The sequence below is a fragment of the Streptomyces sp. NPDC029292 genome, assembly GCF_055569295.1.
In genome coordinates this window covers 306,720-325,433 of the sequence record NZ_JBVHXR010000004.1, presented here as the reverse complement: position 1 = coordinate 325,433, position 18,714 = coordinate 306,720, and the positions used below count along the sequence as shown (strand labels likewise).

Below are 18,714 nucleotides of genomic sequence, written 5' to 3'. Positions count from 1 at the left end.
CTATCCCACATCCCCCACACCCCCCCCCCCCCCCCCCCCCCCGCCCCCCCCCCCCCCCCCCCCCCCCCCCCCCCCCCCCCCCCCCCCCCCCCCCCCCCCCCCCCCCCCGCCGCAAGGGCGATCAGCCACGACGGCGGGACTCGGCGGTGCCGTGCCCGCCTCGGCCGAGCTGCGCCGATGCCAGGCGGATCTGCACGGCGGCCAGGCCACGCCCCACCCACGGCATGAGCACCAAAAAGCCACCCCCGCCGGCAATCGCGTGGAAGGCCCAGGCCCCGGCGAACGTGGGCCCTCCCCAGGCGTCGGAGTAGTCCGACCCCGCGCGCAGCGGCCAGCCCAGATTCATCGGCACGATGGACCAGCCGTAGGCGGTGACGGCCAGCACCACGAGGTTGAGCGGCGTCGCGAGCACCGCGTGGGCCAGGCCGCGCGAGGACCCGGGCGGCTCCGCGCCCAGGAAACGGCGTACCAGCCCCCGCTGCCACCGCCCCGTCGGAGCACCCACCAGCGCCAGCGGGATACACATCACCCCCACCGGGAAGGCCAGCAGCGCGTACGCGACCCGGCGCCACGTGTCCGCCGTGAACGGCTCGCGGACGACCCGCCAGACCCGTACGGCGGAGTCGTCGCGGACGGGCGACGGCTGGAGTTTCTCGGTCCTCTGGGCGGTGGCCATGGTGTGTCCCCCTGGGCGTGAGCTGGTGGAACCCGACTGGAACGGACACCTCAAGGGTTCCGCGCCCGCGCGCCGCGATCGATCGTGCCCGCACGGAACCCGGGGGTTCGGTTAACCCCACCTCACAGCCCGCCCCGGGCGCGTGCGCCGATCCCTCACACCCGGACCGCGCCCCCGCTGAGCGCAGCGTTCCCCCCGGGAAACAGACGTGATGCGACCGGGTAACACCGGCACCGCACGCTGCGGTCATGACCTCGAATACGCGTGTGGTGGTGATCGGCGCCGGGATCGCGGGCGTACGGCTCGCCCGGCGGCTCGGCGAGCTCGGCACGCCCGACGTGTCCGTCGTGCTCGTCGGCGAGGAGGAGCACCGCCCGTACAACCGCGTCCTGCTCGCCGAGGTCCTGGCCGGGCGGTACGCCCCCGAGGTGATCGCCCTCCCCGCGCCCGACCGCCTGACCCGTGCCCGGGTCACCGGCATCGACCGCGCCACGCGCACCCTGCACTGCGCGGACGGCTCGGTGATCGCATACGACACGCTGGTCCTCGCGACGGGCTCGAACCCCGTACTCCCGCCCCTGCGCGGGCTGTTCACCGCCGACCGGGAACTCCCCGAAGGCGTTCACGCGTTCCGCACCATGGACGACTGCCTGGGCCTGTCGAAGGCCGTACGGCAGGGCGCTCGCGCCGTCGTCATCGGCGGCGGTCTCCTCGGCGTCTCGGCCGCCCGGGCGCTGGCCTTGCGCGGCGCCCAGGTGGTCCTGGCCCAGCAGGCCGAGCGGCTCATGGAGCGCCAGCTCGACCCGTCCGCGTCCCGCCTGGTGCTCCGGCACCTCAGGGACCTGGGCGTCGAGGTGCACACCGAGTGCCGGGTGCGCGACGTGCGCTGCGTCGGCGGGGCGGTCCGGTCGGTCGAGATGGCCGACGGGTACGCCCTCGACGCCGACCTCGTCGTCCTCGCCTGCGGGGTCCATCCGCGGGTGGGCCTCGCCCAGGACGCGGGACTCGCCGTCCACAAGGGCATCCTCGTCGACGACGAGCTGCGCACGTCCGATCCCCACATCCGGGCGATCGGGGACTGCGCCCAGCACGAGGGCACGATCTATGGACTGGCCACTCCGGCCCTCGAACAGGCCGACGCCCTGGCCGAGCTGATCGCGGGTGACGCGAGCGCCCGGTACACCGGCACCCGTTCCCTGACCCGTCTCACCCTCGCCGGCGGCCAGACCCCCTTCGACCTCGCCGCGTTCGGCGAAACCGACCCCCGGCCCGGCGACGACGTGATCCAGCTCGCCGACGCCACGCGCGGCACCTACCGCAAGGTCGTCGTCCGCGACGACCGCCTGGTCGGCGGGGTCCTCGTCGGCGAACTCGGCACCGTCGGCGCACTCGCCCGCGCCTGGGAGGGAGCAGAGCCGCTCCCCGCCGACGGTGCCCCGCTGCTCCACCTGCTCACCAACGATGGAGGCTCCTGATGTCCACGACCGCACTTGTGGGGACCGGCCCCCGCCCCACGATCGTGCTCGTCGGCCATGGCATGGTCGGCCAGCGCTTCCTCGAAGCGCTCGCCGAGCGCGGCCTGACCGCCACGCACCGCGTGGTCGTGCTGTGCGAGGAACCACGCCCGGCATACGACCGGGTCCAGCTCACCTCGTACTTCTCGGGCCGCACGCCCGACGACCTCTCGCTCACCGACGCGGAGTTCATCAAGGACCACGGCATCGAGCTGTACGTCGGCGACCCGGCCGAGACCATCGACCGGGACGCCAGGAAGGTCACCGCCCGCTCGGGTCTGACCGTCACGTACGACACCCTGGTCCTGGCCACCGGCTCCTACCCCTTCGTCCCGCCGGTCCCCGGCAAGGACGCCGAGGGCTGCTTCGTCTACCGCACGATCGAGGACCTGCTGGCCATCGAGGAGTACGCGAAGGCGCGGGCGACGACCGGCGCCGTGGTCGGCGGAGGTCTGCTCGGACTCGAAGCCGCGGGCGCGCTCAAGGGGCTCGGACTGACCACGCACATCGTGGAGTTCGCGCCGCGTCTGATGCCGGTGCAGGTCGACGACGGCGGCGGCGCGGCCCTTCTGCGCACCATCGAGGACATGGGCCTGTCCGTGCACACGGGCACGGGCACCCAGGAGATCGTCACGGGCGACGACGGCGCCGTGACCGGCATGAAGCTGTCGGACGGCTCCGAACTCGCCACGGATCTGGTGGTGTTCTCCGCCGGTGTACGCCCCCGCGACCAGCTCGCCCGCGACACCGGACTCACCGTCGGCGAGCGCGGCGGCATCACGGTCGACGAGCAGTGCCGCACCTCGGACCCGCACGTCTTCGCGATCGGTGAGTGCGCGCTGGCCTCGGACGGCCGGGTGTACGGCCTGGTCGCGCCGGGCTACGAGATGGCCGCGACGGCCGCCGCCACCATCGCCGCGGACGAGGCGAGCTTCACCGGCGCCGACCTCTCCACCAAGCTCAAGCTCCTCGGCGTGGACGTCGCGTCCTTCGGCGACGCGCACGGCGCCACCGAGGACTGCCTCGACGTCGTCTACGCCGACTCCCGCTCGGGCACGTACAAGAAGCTGGTCATCGGCCGGGACGGGCAGCTGCTCGGCGGCATCCTGGTCGGCGACGCGGACGCGTACGGCACCCTGCGCGCCCTCACGGGCTCCGTCCCGCCGATCGCCCCGGAGCAGTTGGTGCTCCCGGCGGGTGCGGGCGCCCCGGTGGCCCTCGGCCCCTCCGCGCTGCCGGACGAGGCGGTCATCTGCTCCTGCCACAACGTCACCAAGGGCACCATCCGCGGCGCGGTCACCGAGCACTCCTGCACGACCGTGCCCGAGGTCAAGAAGTGCACCAAGGCCGGTACGGGCTGCGGCAGTTGCGTCAAGGTCCTCGGCCAGCTGGTCGCCGCCGAGCTGGAGGCGAGCGGCGTCGAGGTCGACAAGGGCCTGTGCGGCTGCTTCGCGCAGACCCGCGAGGAGCTGTACGAGATCGTCCTCGCCCTGCGCGTGACGTCGTACCAGCAGCTGCTGGACCGCTACGGCCGCGAGAGCGCGCGCGGCGGCGACGGCTGCGAGACCTGCAAGCCCGCCGTCGCCTCGATCATCGCCTCGCTGGCCCCGACGATCGGCGCCGACGGCTATGTCCTGGACGGCGAGCAGGCCGCGCTCCAGGACACCAACGACCACTTCCTCGCCAACCTCCAGAAGAACGGCTCGTACTCGATCGTGCCGCGCATCCCCGGCGGCGAGATCACCCCCGAGAAGCTGATCGTGATCGGGGAGGTGGCCCGGGACTTCGGCCTCTACACGAAGATCACGGGCGGCCAGCGCATCGACATGTTCGGCGCGCGGGTCGAGCAACTCCCACTGATCTGGGCCAGGTTGGTGGACGCGGGCTTCGAGTCCGGGCACGCGTACGGCAAGTCCCTGCGCACCGTGAAGTCCTGCGTGGGCCAGACCTGGTGCCGCTACGGCGTCCAGGACTCGGTCCGCATGGCCATCGACCTGGAGCTGCGCTACCGGGGGCTCAGGTCCCCGCACAAGCTCAAGTCGGCCGTCTCCGGGTGCGCCCGCGAGTGCGCGGAGGCCCAGTCCAAGGACTTCGGCGTGATCGCCACCTCCAACGGCTGGAACCTGTACGTCGGCGGCAACGGCGGCGCGACCCCGCGCCACGCGGACCTCCTCGCCCAGGACCTTTCCGACGCCGAACTCATCCGCCTGATCGACCGGTTCCTGATGTTCTACATCCGTACCGCCGACCGCCTGGAGCGCACCTCGACCTGGCTGGAGCGGATCGAGGGCGGCCTCGACCACGTACGCGACGTGGTGGTGCACGACTCCCTCGGCATCTGCGAGGAACTGGAGTCGCTGATGGTGGCGCACGTCGCGAACTACCGCGACGAGTGGTCCGAGACCATCAACGACCCCGAGAAGCTGGCCCGGTTCGTGTCCTTCGTGAACGCCCCCGACACCCCCGACCCGGTCGTCGGGTTCGTCCCCGAGCGCGACCAGATCAAGCCCGACCTGCCGCTGCTGACCATCGGCACGCGACCCCTGGAAGGAAGCGCCCAGCGATGACTCTCGCTCCCGAGACAACGACGGTGATGGTCCAACTCCGTTTGGCGGACAGCTGGTTCACCGTCTGCGACCTGTCCGTACTGACCCCGGGCCGCGGAGTCGCCGCGCTGCTGCCCGACGGCCGCCAGGTCGCGCTGTTCACCGACCGCGCGGGCCGGGCGTACGCCATCGACAACCGCGACCCGTTCAGCGGGGCCGCCGTCCTCTCCCGCGGCCTGACCGGCACCCACCAGGGCCGCCCCTTCGTCGCCTCCCCGCTGCTGAAGCAGCGCTTCGACCTCGAATCGGGCCAGTGCCTGGACGATCCGGAGGTTTCGGTGGCGGTGTACACGGTGCGCGCCGCGTAAGCCCCGTGCTTGGCCGATGCGCCCCTCTCACTTGCTCGACTGATCGTTCCAGAAAAGCCTAGGGAGCGGGGCGGCAAGGCCCTCGCGGTCACGGCCGACGTGTCCCGCGCGGCCGATGGTCGCTGCGCCCTGGCGAGTCCGAGGCCGAGCGCCTGGCACGCGTGAAGCACGAGCTCCCGCTCGGCCGGGTCCCGGCGACCGACGAGGTGGCCGCGGCCGTCCTGTGCCTGGCGTCCGACGACGCGGCGTCGATCGTCGGCACGGACCTCGTGATCGACAGCGGTGGGTCCCTGTGGACGGAGCCGGTGGATCTTCTGCCACGCCCGTCCCGGATCCCGAAGTAACCTGCTCGGTATGGCACTTGACCTCACACTCACCGGGCTGTCCGTCACGATCGTGGACGCCTGTCTGCGGAACGGCAGCGGCGGGAGTCCGACGGCGGTGCTGGACGAGGCGCCGCTCAGTGACGAGCAGCGTCGTCGTGTGCCGGTGCTGGCGGGGACCTCGCATGCCGTCTTCGTCTCCCCGTCCGGCGGCCGGCCCGGCGGTGCGCCGGTTTCCCTGCGCTTCTTCACCTCCGAGGGAGAACTGCCCGCCTGCGGTCATGGGACGGTCGCCGCCCTGGCCTTCCTCGCCGCACGGGCCGGAGGCGAGGAGTACCGGACCACGCTGCACGCCTCGGGGCGCGTCTTCGAGGGCTGGTCCATGCGAGACGGAACGGAGCGGGACGGGACGGTGGTGAACGCGGCCTTCGAACCAGGTCCGGTGGATCTGCGAGAGCCCACGGAGACCGAGTGCGGGGCGGTCCTCACCGCCCTCGGCGTCACCCGGGACACGCTCGCGCCCGGTGCCGCCGTCGCCTCGGTGGGACGGCCGCGTCTGCTGGTCCCCCTCACCACCCGGTCCGCACTCGCCGCGCTCACCCCGGACTCCGGTGCGCTCCGCGCCGCCTGTGACCGGTTCGGCTTCCTCGGCTGCTACGTCTACTCCGTGCCGGAGCCCACGGGCCGCGCCGCCGCGCGCATGTTCGCCCCGTCGATCGGTGTCCCCGAGGACATCGCCAACGCCAACAGCACCGCCTGCCTCGCCGCGCACCTTGCCGGTCAGGGCATCACGCGTATCGCCGTGGACATGGGCGACTCCCTCGGCAGCCCCGCCACGATCACCGCCACCGCACAGCCCGGCGCAGCGGGCCCGGTGATCCGCCCGGTGATCCACCTGGGCGGCACCGCCAGACTCACCCGGGTGGTCCGGCCGGCCTGACGGACTCATACGTCACGCCCGTGAGCTGCTCGGACGCGGCCCACAACCGCTCCCCCGCCGCGTCGTTGACTGTCCAGCCCGCCCGCCAGGACTTCGCGGGCGCGCCCCGCCACATCGCGACCCCGGGCCCGGTGAAGGAGTCGGGCAGCACGCCGGGCGCGGTGGCGGCGTACAGCGTGGGCAGCGCCCCCGCCTCGGCGCTCTGCCCGAAGATCCGGTTGCCGATCTCCATGAACCGCTCGGCGCCCTTGCGGCCCTCCAGCCTCGGCCCCGCGGTCTGGAGGTTGGTGGAGGCGTACCCGGGATGCGCGGCGGCCGCGACGACATCGGACCCGACGGCGGCGAGCCTGCGCGCCAGCTCGTGCGTGAAGAGCAGATTGGCGGTCTTGGAGCGGGCGTAGGCGATCCACCGCCGATACGGCCGGCGCTCGCTGTTGAGGTCGTCGATGTCGATGTTGGCCAGCGTGTGGACCATGCTCGACACCGTCACGACCCGCGCGCCCGGGGTCCCGAGCAGCACGGGCAGCAGCAGCCCGGTGAGCGCGAAGTGCCCGAGGTGATTGACCCCGAACTGCGTCTCGAACCCGTCGGCCGTGCGACCGAGGGGCAACGCCATGACACCGGCGTTGTTGACGAGAAGATCGAGTCGGTCGTACGACCGCTGGTACGTCGCCGCGAACTCCCGTACGGAGTCCAGCTCCCCGAGATCCAGCCGCACGAACTCCACGTCCGCACCCGGCACTTCGGACACGAGCCGGTCCCCGGCCTCGGCTCCCCGCACCTCGCTCCGACACGCGAGCACGACCCGGGCGCCCTTGCGGGCCAGCTCCCGTGCGGTGACGTACCCGAGACCGCTGTTGGCCCCGGTGACAACGGCGGTACGCCCGCCCTGATCGGGCATGTCGCCCGCGCCCCAGCCTGCCATCACGCTCGCCCTCTCCGATTCCGCTTCCACCGGTGTCCGGCCCCCCTCACGGTACGCCGCGACGTCCCGTCTCCCCCTCACCTGCAGGTACACGTTGTGGCCGTCACCCTTGGGGGAGCCGGCTCCCCCTTCCACTGCAGAAGCACAAGAAGCCCAGAAGCCGGAAGCCGGAAGCCGGAAAACCGGAAAACCGGAAAACCCAAGAGGGCGGCACCCCCCGCACAGGGGTACCGCCCTCTCGTGGTGCACCGGGACCATGTGCCGGTCGGTGAGGGTTGGGGTGACCGACAACAGTTCCGGGGGCCAGCAGGCCCGAAGGGCCTAGCGGTGGTCGCTGCCCTTCGCCGAGGACGCCGCGCGCCCCGCCTCGAGGCGGGCCACCGGAATCCGGAACGGCGAGCAGGAGACGTAGTCCAGTCCCACCTCGTGGAAGAAGTGGACCGACTCGGGGTCGCCGCCGTGCTCGCCGCAGACGCCGAGCTTGAGGTCGGGACGTGTCTCCCGGCCGGCCTTCACCGCGGACTTCACCAACGAGCCGACGCCGTCCTTGTCGATCGTCTCGAAGGGGGAGACGCCGAAGATGCCCTTTTCCAGGTAGGCCGTGAAGAACGAGGCCTCCACGTCGTCCCGGGAGAAGCCCCACACCGTCTGCGTGAGGTCGTTCGTACCGAAGGAGAAGAACTCCGCCGCCTCGGCGATCTGACCCGCCGTCAGCGCGGCGCGCGGCAGCTCGATCATCGTGCCGATGGCGAGCTTCAGCTCGATACCGGTGGCGGCCTGGACCTCGGCGATGACCTGGTCGGCCTCCTCGCGGACGATCTCCAGCTCCTGGACCGTGCCGACGAGCGGGATCATGATCTCCGCGCGCGGGTCGCCCTTGGCGTTCTTGCGCTCGGCGGCGGCCTCGGCGATCGCCCGTACCTGCATCGTGAACAGGCCGGGGATGACCAGACCGAGACGGACACCGCGCAGGCCCAGCATCGGGTTCTGCTCGTGCAGGCGGTGGACCGCCTGGAGCAGGCGCAGGTCGTTCTCGTTGGAGTCCTTGCGGGACTCCGCCAGAGCGACACGGACCGACAGCTCCGTGATGTCCGGCAGGAACTCGTGCAGCGGCGGGTCCAGGAGACGGACCGTCACCGGGAGGCCGTCCATCGCCTCGAAGAGCTCCACGAAGTCCTGCTTCTGGAGCGGGAGCAGCTCCTTCAGGGAGTCCTCGCGTTCCGCGTCCGTGTCGGCCAGGATCAGCCGCTCCACCAGCTCACGGCGGTCACCGAGGAACATGTGCTCGGTGCGGCACAGGCCGATGCCCTGGGCGCCGAAGCGGCGGGCGCGCAGGGCGTCCTCCGCGTTGTCGGCGTTCGCCCGGACCCGCAGGCGGCGCACCCGGTCCGCGTACGCCATGATCCGGTGCACGGCGGCGACCAGCTCGTCGGCGTCGTCGGCGCCCGCGTGCATCCGGCCCTCGAAGTACTCGACGACCGGGGAGGGGACGACCGGGACCTCACCGACGTACACCTTGCCGGTGGAGCCGTCGATCGAGACGACATCGCCCTCTTCGATCACGACACCGCCGGGGGCCGTCAGGCGCCGCCGCTTGGTGTCGACTTCCAGCTCCTCCGCGCCACAGACGCAGGTCTTGCCCATGCCGCGCGCGACCACGGCGGCGTGCGACGTCTTGCCGCCGCGCGACGTCAGGATGCCCTCCGCCGCGATCATGCCGTCCAGGTCGTCGGGGTTCGTCTCCCGGCGGATCAGGATGACCTTCTCGCCCGAACGCGACCACTTGATCGCGGTGTACGAGTCGAAGACCGCCTTGCCGACCGCCGCACCCGGCGACGCGGCGATGCCCCGGCCGATCTGCTCGACCTTCGCCTGGTCGTCGAAGCGCGGGAACATCAGCTGCGCGAGCTGGGCGCCGGTGACGCGCTGGAGCGCCTCCGCCTCGTCGATCAGGCCCTGGTCCACCAGCTGCGTGGCGATGCGGAAGGCCGCGCCCGCCGTGCGCTTGCCCACGCGGGTCTGGAGCATCCACAGCTGGCCGCGCTCGATGGTGAACTCGATGTCGCAGAGATCCTTGTAGTGGGTCTCCAGGGTCTCCATGATCTGCATCAGCTGGTCGTACGACTTCTTGTCGATCGACTCCAGCTCGGCGAGCGGGACCGTGTTGCGGATGCCCGCGACGACGTCCTCGCCCTGGGCGTTCTGCAGGTAGTCGCCGTACACGCCCTGGTGGCCGCTGGCCGGGTCGCGGGTGAAGGCGACGCCCGTGCCGGAGTCCGGGCCCAGGTTGCCGAAGACCATCGAACAGATGTTGACCGCCGTGCCGAGGTCGTGCGGGATGCGCTCCTGGCGGCGGTAGAGCTTGGCCCGGTCGCCGTTCCACGAGTCGAAGACCGCCTTGATGGCGAGGTCCATCTGCTCGCGCGGGTCCTGCGGGAAGTCCCGCCCGGCCTCGGTCTTGACGATCTTCTTGAACTTGGTGACGAGCTTCTTGAGGTCGGCCGCCTCGAGGTCGGTGTCGACCGTGACCTTCTTGGCGACCTTCGCCGCCTCCAGCGCGTCCTCGAAGAGCTCGCCGTCGACGCCGAGGACCGTCTTGCCGAACATCTGGATGAGACGGCGGTACGAGTCCCACGCGAAGCGCTCGTCGCCCGCCTGCTTGACCAGGCCCTGGACCGACTTGTCGGAGAGGCCGATGTTCAGCACGGTGTCCATCATGCCCGGCATGGAGAACTTCGCACCGGAACGGACGGATACGAGCAGGGGGTTGTCGGCCTGGCCGAGCTTCTTGCCCATCGTCGTTTCGAGGGCGTCGAGGTGTGCACTCACCTCGTCACGCAGTGCCGCCGGCTCCTCGCCACTGTCGAGGTACGTCTTGCACGCCTCGGTGGTGATGGTGAAGCCGGGAGGGACGGGAAGGCCCAGGTTGGTCATCTCGGCGAGGTTCGCACCCTTGCCGCCGAGCAGGTCCTTGAGGTCCCTGTTGCCTTCGGTGAAGTCATAAACGAACTTCACACCCCCGACGCCGCTCTCAGCTACGTGGGGATCTTTGTTTTCCGACACGAGTCTCGACTCCTCGACGTCGCGGTGGCTGCCCTGACGACGGGGAACATACCCAGATCGAAGGCGCCTGGGTACGTCCACTTGCGCGTCATGCGCCTGTAACCACTCGTCCGCCACTGGATTGAAAGTCAAAGACTGGCAAGGGCTTGAGGGCGGATGTTTTCACTTCTTGAACGCATCAACGCCCGTAGATCGCTATATGCGCTCAGGTGAGCGGCTTGCAACACGTCTGAGTTCATCCGGTGAACGATCAAGGGGTGGCACTCAGTGCCACCCCTTAGGGAAGTGCAGCCGCCCAAGATCCGCTCATCTGAGCGGAACCCTTATCAAGGGTGGCGAGAATCACGCAGCCAGGGGCGACCAGATTTCACCATGCGGACCGGGATGTGGACGCGTCACATGGATGTCACACACGGAGAAAGAGCCGAGAAAGAGCCGAGAAAGAGCTCAGACGCCCAGCGCCGCCAGCCGCTCCTCGACCCGCTCCGGCGCGTACAGGTACTCAACGACGAGCGCCCCTGCCCCGACCAGCCCGGCCCGCTCGCCGAGCCGCGAGGTCACCACGTCCAGATGAGCGGTGGAGCGAGGCAGCGCCCGCTGGTACAGCAGCTCGCGCACACCCGTGAGGAAGGGAGTTCCGGCCAAATCCCCGGCGATCATCAGAACACCGGGGTTGAGCAGCGTCACCACGGTCGCCAGTACGTCCCCGACCTGCCGTCCCGCCTCCCGCGCGAGCGCCATCGCCTCGGGATGCCCGGCCGTCAGCAGGTCGCGCACATCTGAGCCGGAGGCGGCGGGCACCCCGGACTCGGCGAGCCGCCGCGCCACCGCGCCGCCACTGGCGACGGCGGCCAGGCAGCCGTACGAGCCGCACCGGCACAACGCGTCGGCGCCCACCCGGATGTGCCCGATGTCGCCGGCGCCCCCGTCGATGCCCCGGTAGATGGTGCCGCCGACGACCATGCCCGCGCCGATACCCGTGGAGACCTTGACCAGGGCGAACGCCGAGCAGTCCGGGTATCCGGTGCGCTGTTCGCCGTACGCCATGAGGTTGGCGTCGTTGTCGACGAGCACCGGGATGTCCCACCTGGCGCCCCCGCCCCGCCCCGTACTCGTGGTGCCCGCGTGCTCGGCGAACGAGCGGCCCAGGCGCCCTCTTATGTCGTACCTGTCCCAGCCCGGCATGATCGGCGGCTGCACGACGCGGCCCGTGTCTCTGTCGACGGGGCCCGGCACCGCGAGCCCGATCCCGCAGACGGCCTCGGCGGGCTTCCCGGCCTTCACCAGCAAGTCGGCGAACCAGCGGCCGAGTTCGCCGAGGACCGCTTCCGGGCCCTCGTCGATGACCAGGACGCCCGAGTGCTCGGCCAGGATCTCGCCGGTCAGGGTGAGGACGGCCGCCCGGCCGTGCCGGGTGTCGAGGTCGGCGGCGAGGACGACGGCGTGGGCGTCGTCGAACTCGAGGGTGATGGAGGGGCGTCCGCCCAGCGGTGAGTCCACCGGGCCTCCGGCGCCCTCGCGCAGCCAGCCCGCGCGGAACAGCCGGTCGAGGCGCTGACCGACCGTGGCCCGGGACAGACCGGTGGCCTGCTGCAGCGCGCCGCGCGTGGTGGCACGGCCACTGCGCACCAGTTCGAGCAGTTCTCCGGCGCTTGCCTGATTCCCGGCCCTCATGGCCTTCGCCGCCCTTCCTGTCATGCGCAAACCCCTTGCGTTCACCAACTCTGCATTACATATTGAGTTTTGCGTGTTAAATAGACGTAACCCTAAGGTAGCTACTGCCGAACTGGTCGGCCGGACGTCTTCGGGGAGACCTGAGTGGACAGCACAACCCAGCTCACCGCCCTGCGCACGGGCATCACCACCCCCGTGCGCACCTCCGGCACTCCTGTGCACGCCTCCGGCCCGCCCCCTTCGCCCGGTCCGGGTGAGATCATCCGTTCCGGAACACTTGTATACGATCCCGCCGACCCGACGGGTTCACTGCACCTCAGGGCCGCCCGGGTCCTGAACGGCAACTGGACGGGAACGTCCACGGTGCCCTCACGCGGCCTGTACCCGCACCAGTGGTCCTGGGACTCAGCGTTCATCGCGATCGGACTACGCCATCTGTCCCCGCTGCGGGCGCAGACGGAGCTGGAAACGCTGCTCGGCGCGCAGTGGGCCGACGGACGGATCCCGCACATTGTCTTCAACCCCTCCGTCCCGCTGGACGCGTACTTCCCGAGCCCCGACTTCTGGCGCTCCTCGACCGCGGGGCGCGCCGCGGGCGCCCCGCGCACCGTACAGACCTCGGGCATCGTGCAGCCACCGGTGCACGCACTCGCCGCGTGGCTGGTGCACCAGGCCGACCCGGGCCTGTCCCGGGCCCGCGGCTTCCTCCCCCGGATGTATCCCCGCCTGGCGGCCTGGCACCGCTACCTGCTGCACCGCCGGGACCTGGGCGGCGGCGGCCTCGCCTCCGTCGTCCACCCCTGGGAGCAGGGCATGGACAACAGCCCCTGCTGGGACGCCCCGCTCAGCCGCGTCACCCCGGCGCCGGCCCGCTCCTTCCGCCGCGCCGACCTCGACCACGGCTCCGCCGAGGACCGCCCGACAAACCTCGACTACGGGCGGTACGTGCGCCTGGCCACCGACTACCGGGACCGCGGGTACGCGGACGGGGCAGACCAAGGGGTGGCCCGCAGGGCCTCGGTTGAGGGCGGTGGTGGGAGACGGGCGGGCGAGTTCGCGGTCGAGGACCCGGCCTTCAATGCCCTCCTCATCGCGTCGGAACACGCGTTGGCGCACATCGCGCAGGAGCTGGGAGCGGCCGGGACCGCACGGCAAGCGCGCGCGGAGCGCCTCACGGCGGCCCTGGTGGAGCGGCTGTGGGATCCGGCGGAGGGGATGTTCTTCTGCCGGGATGTGTACGGCGAGGCCGGCGGCGAGAGCGGTGCTCACATTTCAGAGCAACGCTCGCAGAGCACCGCTCACACTTCAGAGCAGCGCTCACAGAGCACCGCTCACGCAGCAGAGCGGCGCTCTCCAAGTGGAGCACTGATCCCCGAGCGCAGTGTCGCCGGGCTTCTCCCGCTCGTCCTCCCCGCGCTGCCCCGCGACATCGCCGCCACCCTCGTGCGCACCGCGAGCGGCCCGCACTTCGGGATGGGCGGGGCCACGCGGCTCGTGCCGAGTTACGACCTGACGGGGGACGCCTTCGATCCGCACCGGTACTGGCGCGGCCCCGCCTGGTTCAACACCAACTGGCTGCTGGAGCGCGGGCTGCGGCTGCACGGGGAGCACGCGCGCGCGGAGGAACTGCGGACCGCGCTGCTCGACACGGCCGGGGAGTCCGGGTTCGCGGAGTACGTGGACCCGTTCACCGGCGAGGCCTGCGGAGCGCTCGGCTTCAGCTGGACGGCCGCGCTCACCCTGGACCTGCTGCACGAGTCCTCAGGGGCGGACCAGGTCGTGTCCCACCCGGGTCACGACACGTTCGACAAGACACACAGCACAACGGCACACAGCACAACGGCACACAGCGCATTCGAGACGGGCACCAAGGGAGGGGACCGGGGATGACGGACCGGCATCATCTGCTCGTGCACGGTGGGACGTTCGCCGCCGTGGGCGACGGCGGGGACATCAGCGGCGTACGGGGCGGTGGCTCCCCGGACGGGTTATTCGTACGGGACGCCCGGCACCTCAGCCGCTGGCAGCTGACCGTCGACGGCGCGGTGCCCGAGGCGCTCACGCCGGTCGCGGACGGCGACACCGCACGCTGTGTCCTGGTGCCGCGCGGCGGCCGCACGGAGCCGCCGGCGTACACGCTCTTCCGTGAACAGGCCGTCGCCGACGGCGCGTTCGTGGAGGCGCTGCGCGTCACCAGCAACCGTCCGACGCCCACGACGGTCCGTATCGCGGTCACCGCGGACGCCGACTTCGCGGACCAGTTCGAGCTGCGCTCCGACTACCGGACGTACGCCAAGACGGGCGTGGTCCGGCAACGCCAAGTCCTGGATGACGGCGTCGAGTTCAGCTACCGGCGTGGTGAGTGGCGGTCCTGTACGACGGTCACGTCCGAGCCCGCTCCGGACGGCGTGGAGGAGACGGGCACCGGCGCCCGTCGCCTCGTATGGGCCCTCGATCTCGAACCGCACGGATCGGCGGAGCTGTCGCTGCGCGTCGCGGCGCGTCCGCACGGCGCCACGCACGAGCCCGTCGTACCGCTCTCCCCCGCCGCCGCCAACGAACAACTCCTCGCCCTCGAAGATGAGTTCGCGGAGGGCGTGCCCTTCCCGACCGGCTGGCCCGAGCTGGCCGCGGCCTGTGCGCGGGGCCTGTCCGACCTGGCGGTGCTGCAAGTCCCCGCGAAGGGCCCGGACGGCGAGGATCTCCGTGTCCCCGCCGCCGGAGTCCCCTGGTTCCTCACTCTGTTGGGCCGCGATGCCCTCCTGACCTCCCTCTTCGCGCTCCCCTACCGGCCTCAGCTCGCCGCCGCCACGCTGCCCGCGCTCGCCGCGACCCAGGCGCTCGAGGTGGGCGCGGACGCGGTCGCCCAGCCCGGCAAGATCGTGCACGAGGTGCGGCACGGCGAGCTGGCGCACTTCGGGCAGGTGCCGTACGGGCGTTACTACGGTTCGGTGGACGCGACACCGCTGTTCCTGGTGCTCCTCGGCGCGTATACCGAGCAGACCGGCGACGTGACGCCGGCCCGCCGTCTGGAGGCCAACGCCCGCGCGGCGATCAGCTGGATGCTGGACCACGGCGGGCTCACCTCCCGCGGCTATCTCGTCTACCGCGCGGACGGCGGCGGCCTCGCCAACCAGAACTGGAAGGACTCGCCGGGCGCGATCTGCTCGGCCGACGGCAGCCGACCCTCCGGCCCGGTGATGGCGGCGGGCGCGCAGGGATACGCGTACGACGCCCTGCGCCGCACCGCGCACCTGGCCCGCACGGTCTGGGACGACGAGGTCTACGCGGCCCTCCTGGAACAGGCCGCCGGTGACCTGCGCGACCGCTTCCAGCGGGACTTCTGGATGGCCGAACACGCCTTCCCCGCACTGGCGTTGGACGGTGACGGCCGCCATGTCGACGCCCTCGCGTCGGACGCGGGCCACCTCCTCTGGTCCGGTCTTCTGGACAAGGAGTACGGCGAGCTGGTCGGGCGGCGCCTCCTCGAACCGGACTTCTTCTCCGGCTGGGGCGTGCGCACGCTCGCCTCCGGCCAGCCGGCGTACCATCCGCTCTCGTATCACCGGGGGTCTGTCTGGCCCCACGACAACGCCCTCATCACTTTGGGATTGGCGAGGTACGGCCTCCACGACGAGGCTCGTACGGTGGCCCACGCGCTGGTCGACGCCGCCACCGCGGCGGGGCACCGGCTGCCGGAGGTCCTCGCGGGGTACGGCCGCGACAGCCATGGGGAGCCGGTGCCGTATCCGCATGCGTGCGTACGGGAATCCCGTTCGGCTGCGGCTCCGTTGGCGTTGCTTACGGCGGTGGGGGGTGCCTGAGGTTCGGTGAGCGATGTGCGGGTCCGGTGAGGGGGGCTGGTCGCGCCCACGCGGCGGAGCCGCACTGTGTCACAGCCCCGCGCCCCTGAAGGGGCGCCGGTCAGCCCCCGGAAGTATCCAGCTCCGCGTCCTCGCTGATCCCCGCGCAGTCGTACGGGTCCTTGAGCCAACCGTCCGGCAGGACAACCCTGTTGTTGCCGGATGTACGGCCACGGGGCCCGTCCGCGCCGACCGGCCACGCCTGGTCGAGGTCCAACTCGGCCAGCCCGTCGGACAGTTCGGCGAGCGACGAGGTGATCGCGAGGCGCTTGCGCATCTCGGAGCCGACCGCGAAGCCCTTCAGGTACCAGGCCACGTGCTTGCGGAAGTCGATGACACCGCGCGCCTCGTCGCCGATCCACTCACCGAGGAGGGTGGCGTGGCGGACCATGACGGCCGCGACCTCGCGGAGAGTCGGACGCGCGTACTCTTCGCGACCCTCGAAAGCGGCCACCAGGTCGCCGAAGAGCCACGGCCGCCCCAGGCACCCGCGCCCGACCACGACCCCGTCGCACCCGGTCTCGCGCACCATCCGCATCGCGTCCTGGGCCGACCAGATGTCGCCGTTGCCGAGGACGGGGATCTCCGGCACGTGCTCCTTGAGGCGCGCGATGGCGTCCCAGTCCGCCGTGCCGCCGTAGTGCTGGGCAGCGGTCCGCCCGTGCAGGGCGATCGCCGTCACGCCCTCCTCGACCGCGATCCGCCCGGCGTCGAGGAAGGTGATGTGGTCGTCGTCGATGCCCTTGCGCATCTTCATCGTGACGGGCAGGTCCCCGGCGCCGCTGACGGCCTCCCGGAGAATCGCCCGCAGCAGGTTCCGCTTGTACGGGAGGGCGGACCCGCCGCCCTTGCGCGTCACCTTCGGCACCGGGCAGCCGAAGTTCAGGTCGATGTGGTCGGCCAGGCCCTCCTCCGCGATCATGCGGACGGCCTTGCCGACGGTCGCCGGGTCCACGCCGTACAGCTGGATCGAACGCGGCTTCTCGGTCGCGTCGAAGTGGATCAGCTGCATGGTCTTCTCGTTGCGCTCGACCAGCGCCCGTGTGGTGATCATCTCGCTGACGAACAGACCCTTGCCGCCACTGAACTCACGGCACAGCGTGCGGAACGGCGCGTTCGTGATCCCGGCCATGGGGGCCAGGACGACGGGCGGCTGCACGGTGTGCGGGCCGATCGACAGCGGGGACGCGGGGGCGAGGGTGGGCGTGGACATTCCCCCATTGTCGCGTACGAGGACCCGTGCTTGTACGAAAGATCATGTAGAGGTCATTAGTTAGACGCACTATCGAAAGCGGCGTACTCTGGATGAATGCCTGAGCTCAGCCACCGCCACCGCATGCTGGTGCTCGCGATCTGCTGTATGAGTCTGCTGATCGTGAGCCTGGACGTCACGGTTCTGAACGTCGCCCTGCCCTCGATGCAGACGGACCTGCACGCGAGCGTGGCGGGCATGCAGTGGACGATCGACGCGTACACGCTGGTGCTGGCCTCGCTGCTGATGCTCGCGGGGTCGACCGCCGACCGTATCGGCCGCCGCAAGGTCTTCGTGGCGGGCCTGATCATCTTCACCTTCGGCTCGGTCCTGTGCTCCCTCGCCCCGAACCTCGACTCGCTCATCGCCTTCCGCATGGTCCAGGCGGTCGGCGGTTCCATGCTGAACCCGGTCGCGATGTCGATCATCACCAACACCTTCACGGACCCGCGCGAGCGCGCCCGCGCGATCGGTGTGTGGGGTGGCGTGGTCGGCATATCGATGGCCGCGGGACCGCTGGTCGGCGGTCTGCTCGTGGACTCGGTCGGCTGGCGCTCGATCTTCTGGATCAACCTCCCGGTCGGTCTGGCCGCACTCCTGCTCACCCTGCGCTACGTCCCCGAGTCCCGCGCCCCCAAGGCCCGCCGTCCCGACCCGGTCGGCCAGCTCCTGGTCATCGCGCTGCTGGGCTCGCTGACGTACGCGATCATCGAGGCGCCCAGTTCGAGCGTCCTCAAGACCCTCGCCTTCGGCGTGATCGCCGTCGCCGCGTTGCTCGGCCTGCTGTGGTACGAGCCCCGGCGCGCCGAACCCCTCATCGACCTGCGCTTCTTCCGCTCGGCACCGTTCAGCGGGGCCACGGTCATCGCCATCAGCGCGTTCGCCGCGCTCAGCGGCTTCCTGTTCCTGTCGACGCTCTACCTGCAGAACGTACGCGGCCTGAACGCGCTGCACGCGGGCCTGTGGATGCTGCCGATGGCGGTCATGTGCTTCGTGTGCGCGCCGGTGTCGGGACGGCTGGTCGGCAGCAGGGGACCCCGCCTGTCATTGCTGGTCGCGGGCGTCACGATGACCGCGAGCGGCGTCCTCTTCGCCGCCTTCGAGGCCGAGACGTCGAACGTCACGCTCGTCATCGGTTACGTCTTCTTCGGCCTCGGCTTCGGCTTCGTGAACGCCCCCATCACCAACACCGCCGTCTCCGGCATGCCCCGCAGCCAGGCCGGCGTCGCCGCCGCAGTCGCCTCGACCAGCCGCCAGATCGGCGGCACCCTCGGCGTCGCCGTGGTCGGCGCGGTGCTGGCCTCCGGGGTGCGGGCGTCGGCGTACAAGGACACCTTCGTGTCGGCCGCCCGCCCCGGCTGGTGGATCATCGCGGGCTGCGGGCTCGCGGTCCTCGTCCTGGGCGCGCTGACCAGCGGACGCTGGGCGCGGAGAACGGCCGAGAGCGCGGCCGGGCGGCTGGAGACGACGGAGATGCGGGACACGGCGGGCGCGCGGGCCTAGGTGCCGGTGTGCGAGGACGACGGGACGGTTCTTCCACGCCGGGCCGCGGCTGACCTTGTTGACGGCT

Annotated in this window: 12 protein-coding genes and 1 pseudogene; 8 read left to right on the top strand and 5 right to left on the bottom strand. The window is 71.2% G+C overall.

Annotation, left to right across the window (positions count from 1 at the left end; translation table 11 throughout):
* Positions 1-121: 121 nt before the first annotated feature.
* Positions 122-676 carry a hypothetical protein gene (locus tag ACZ4WS_RS12590; RefSeq protein WP_467979724.1) on the bottom strand — a complete coding sequence of 185 codons (555 nt, stop codon included), beginning with the start codon at positions 674-676 and terminating at the stop codon, positions 122-124.
* Between the two features lie 248 nt (positions 677-924).
* Here ACZ4WS_RS12590 and ACZ4WS_RS12585 point away from each other — a divergent pair, with 248 nt between their 5' ends.
* The 5 genes and pseudogenes from ACZ4WS_RS12585 (at position 925) to ACZ4WS_RS12565 (ending at position 6,367) form a co-directional block, all read left to right on the top strand.
* Positions 925-2,151, top strand: a complete 1,227-nt coding sequence (locus ACZ4WS_RS12585; RefSeq protein WP_467979722.1) for an NAD(P)/FAD-dependent oxidoreductase — start codon at positions 925-927, stop codon at positions 2,149-2,151.
* A complete protein-coding gene (gene nirB / locus ACZ4WS_RS12580) occupies positions 2,151-4,757 on the top strand; it encodes a nitrite reductase large subunit NirB (protein ID WP_467979720.1) in 2,607 nt (868 codons plus the stop codon). Before ACZ4WS_RS12585 ends, nirB begins: the two co-directional genes overlap by 1 nt.
* Positions 4,754-5,104: a nitrite reductase small subunit NirD gene (nirD, locus tag ACZ4WS_RS12575; protein WP_467979718.1), complete on the top strand. Its 351-nt coding sequence runs from the start codon at positions 4,754-4,756 to the stop codon at positions 5,102-5,104. Before nirB ends, nirD begins: the two co-directional genes overlap by 4 nt.
* Before the next feature lie 119 nt (positions 5,105-5,223).
* Positions 5,224-5,448: pseudogene (locus ACZ4WS_RS12570) on the top strand (SDR family oxidoreductase); the annotation flags it as partial.
* A 10-nt stretch (positions 5,449-5,458) separates the two neighbouring features.
* The gene (locus tag ACZ4WS_RS12565) at positions 5,459-6,367 is read left to right on the top strand and encodes a PhzF family phenazine biosynthesis protein (RefSeq protein WP_467979716.1); all 909 of its coding nucleotides are present in this window, start codon (positions 5,459-5,461) and stop codon (positions 6,365-6,367) included.
* Here the strand turns inward: ACZ4WS_RS12565 and ACZ4WS_RS12560 are convergent.
* The 3 genes from ACZ4WS_RS12560 to ACZ4WS_RS12550 all read right to left on the bottom strand — a co-directional run bounded on the left by ACZ4WS_RS12560 (position 6,342) and on the right by ACZ4WS_RS12550 (position 12,053).
* A complete protein-coding gene (locus ACZ4WS_RS12560; RefSeq protein ID WP_467979714.1) occupies positions 6,342-7,292 on the bottom strand; it encodes an oxidoreductase in 951 nt (316 codons plus the stop codon). The genes ACZ4WS_RS12565 and ACZ4WS_RS12560 overlap by 26 nt on opposite strands.
* A gap of 321 nt (positions 7,293-7,613) precedes the next feature.
* Positions 7,614-10,355, bottom strand: coding sequence for a pyruvate, phosphate dikinase (ppdK, locus tag ACZ4WS_RS12555; RefSeq protein ID WP_467979712.1), 2,742 nt, complete (start codon positions 10,353-10,355; stop codon positions 7,614-7,616).
* Between the two features lie 447 nt (positions 10,356-10,802).
* On the bottom strand, positions 10,803-12,053 hold the full coding sequence (locus tag ACZ4WS_RS12550) for an ROK family transcriptional regulator (protein ID WP_467979711.1): 1,251 nt from the start codon (positions 12,051-12,053) through the stop codon (positions 10,803-10,805).
* 237 nt (positions 12,054-12,290) lie between these two features.
* Between ACZ4WS_RS12550 and ACZ4WS_RS12545 the strand changes: the two genes are divergently transcribed.
* Positions 12,291-13,919: an MGH1-like glycoside hydrolase domain-containing protein gene (locus ACZ4WS_RS12545; protein WP_467979988.1), complete on the top strand. Its 1,629-nt coding sequence runs from the start codon at positions 12,291-12,293 to the stop codon at positions 13,917-13,919.
* Positions 13,916-15,853 (top strand): amylo-alpha-1,6-glucosidase, encoded by a 1,938-nt coding sequence (locus ACZ4WS_RS12540; RefSeq protein ID WP_467979709.1) that lies wholly within the window; start codon positions 13,916-13,918, stop codon positions 15,851-15,853. Before ACZ4WS_RS12545 ends, ACZ4WS_RS12540 begins: the two co-directional genes overlap by 4 nt.
* A 100-nt stretch (positions 15,854-15,953) precedes the next feature.
* Here the strand turns inward: ACZ4WS_RS12540 and dusB are convergent, their stop codons facing one another.
* Positions 15,954-17,105 (bottom strand): tRNA dihydrouridine synthase DusB, encoded by a 1,152-nt coding sequence (gene dusB / locus ACZ4WS_RS12535; protein WP_467979706.1) that lies wholly within the window; start codon positions 17,103-17,105, stop codon positions 15,954-15,956.
* A 96-nt stretch (positions 17,106-17,201) separates the two neighbouring features.
* Here dusB and ACZ4WS_RS12530 point away from each other — a divergent pair, with 96 nt between their 5' ends.
* Positions 17,202-18,647 (top strand): MFS transporter, encoded by a 1,446-nt coding sequence (locus tag ACZ4WS_RS12530; RefSeq protein WP_467979703.1) that lies wholly within the window; start codon positions 17,202-17,204, stop codon positions 18,645-18,647.
* The last annotated feature ends 67 nt before the right edge of the window (positions 18,648-18,714 follow it).

What these genes read in the sequence shown, in the direction of transcription:
- ACZ4WS_RS12590 (WP_467979724.1), bottom strand. Translation starts at nt 676, where the DNA reads ATGGCCACCGCCCAGAGGACCGAGAAACTCCAGCCGTCGCCCGTCCGC.
- ACZ4WS_RS12585 (WP_467979722.1), top strand. Translation starts at nt 925, where the DNA reads ATGACCTCGAATACGCGTGTGGTGGTGATCGGCGCCGGGATCGCGGGC.
- nirB (WP_467979720.1), top strand. Translation starts at nt 2,151, where the DNA reads ATGTCCACGACCGCACTTGTGGGGACCGGCCCCCGCCCCACGATCGTG.
- nirD (WP_467979718.1), top strand. Translation starts at nt 4,754, where the DNA reads ATGACTCTCGCTCCCGAGACAACGACGGTGATGGTCCAACTCCGTTTG.
- ACZ4WS_RS12565 (WP_467979716.1), top strand. Translation starts at nt 5,459, where the DNA reads ATGGCACTTGACCTCACACTCACCGGGCTGTCCGTCACGATCGTGGAC.
- ACZ4WS_RS12560 (WP_467979714.1), bottom strand. Translation starts at nt 7,292, where the DNA reads ATGGCAGGCTGGGGCGCGGGCGACATGCCCGATCAGGGCGGGCGTACC.
- ACZ4WS_RS12550 (WP_467979711.1), bottom strand. Translation starts at nt 12,053, where the DNA reads ATGACAGGAAGGGCGGCGAAGGCCATGAGGGCCGGGAATCAGGCAAGC.
- ACZ4WS_RS12540 (WP_467979709.1), top strand. Translation starts at nt 13,916, where the DNA reads ATGACGGACCGGCATCATCTGCTCGTGCACGGTGGGACGTTCGCCGCC.
- dusB (WP_467979706.1), bottom strand. Translation starts at nt 17,105, where the DNA reads ATGTCCACGCCCACCCTCGCCCCCGCGTCCCCGCTGTCGATCGGCCCG.
- ACZ4WS_RS12530 (WP_467979703.1), top strand. Translation starts at nt 17,202, where the DNA reads ATGCCTGAGCTCAGCCACCGCCACCGCATGCTGGTGCTCGCGATCTGC.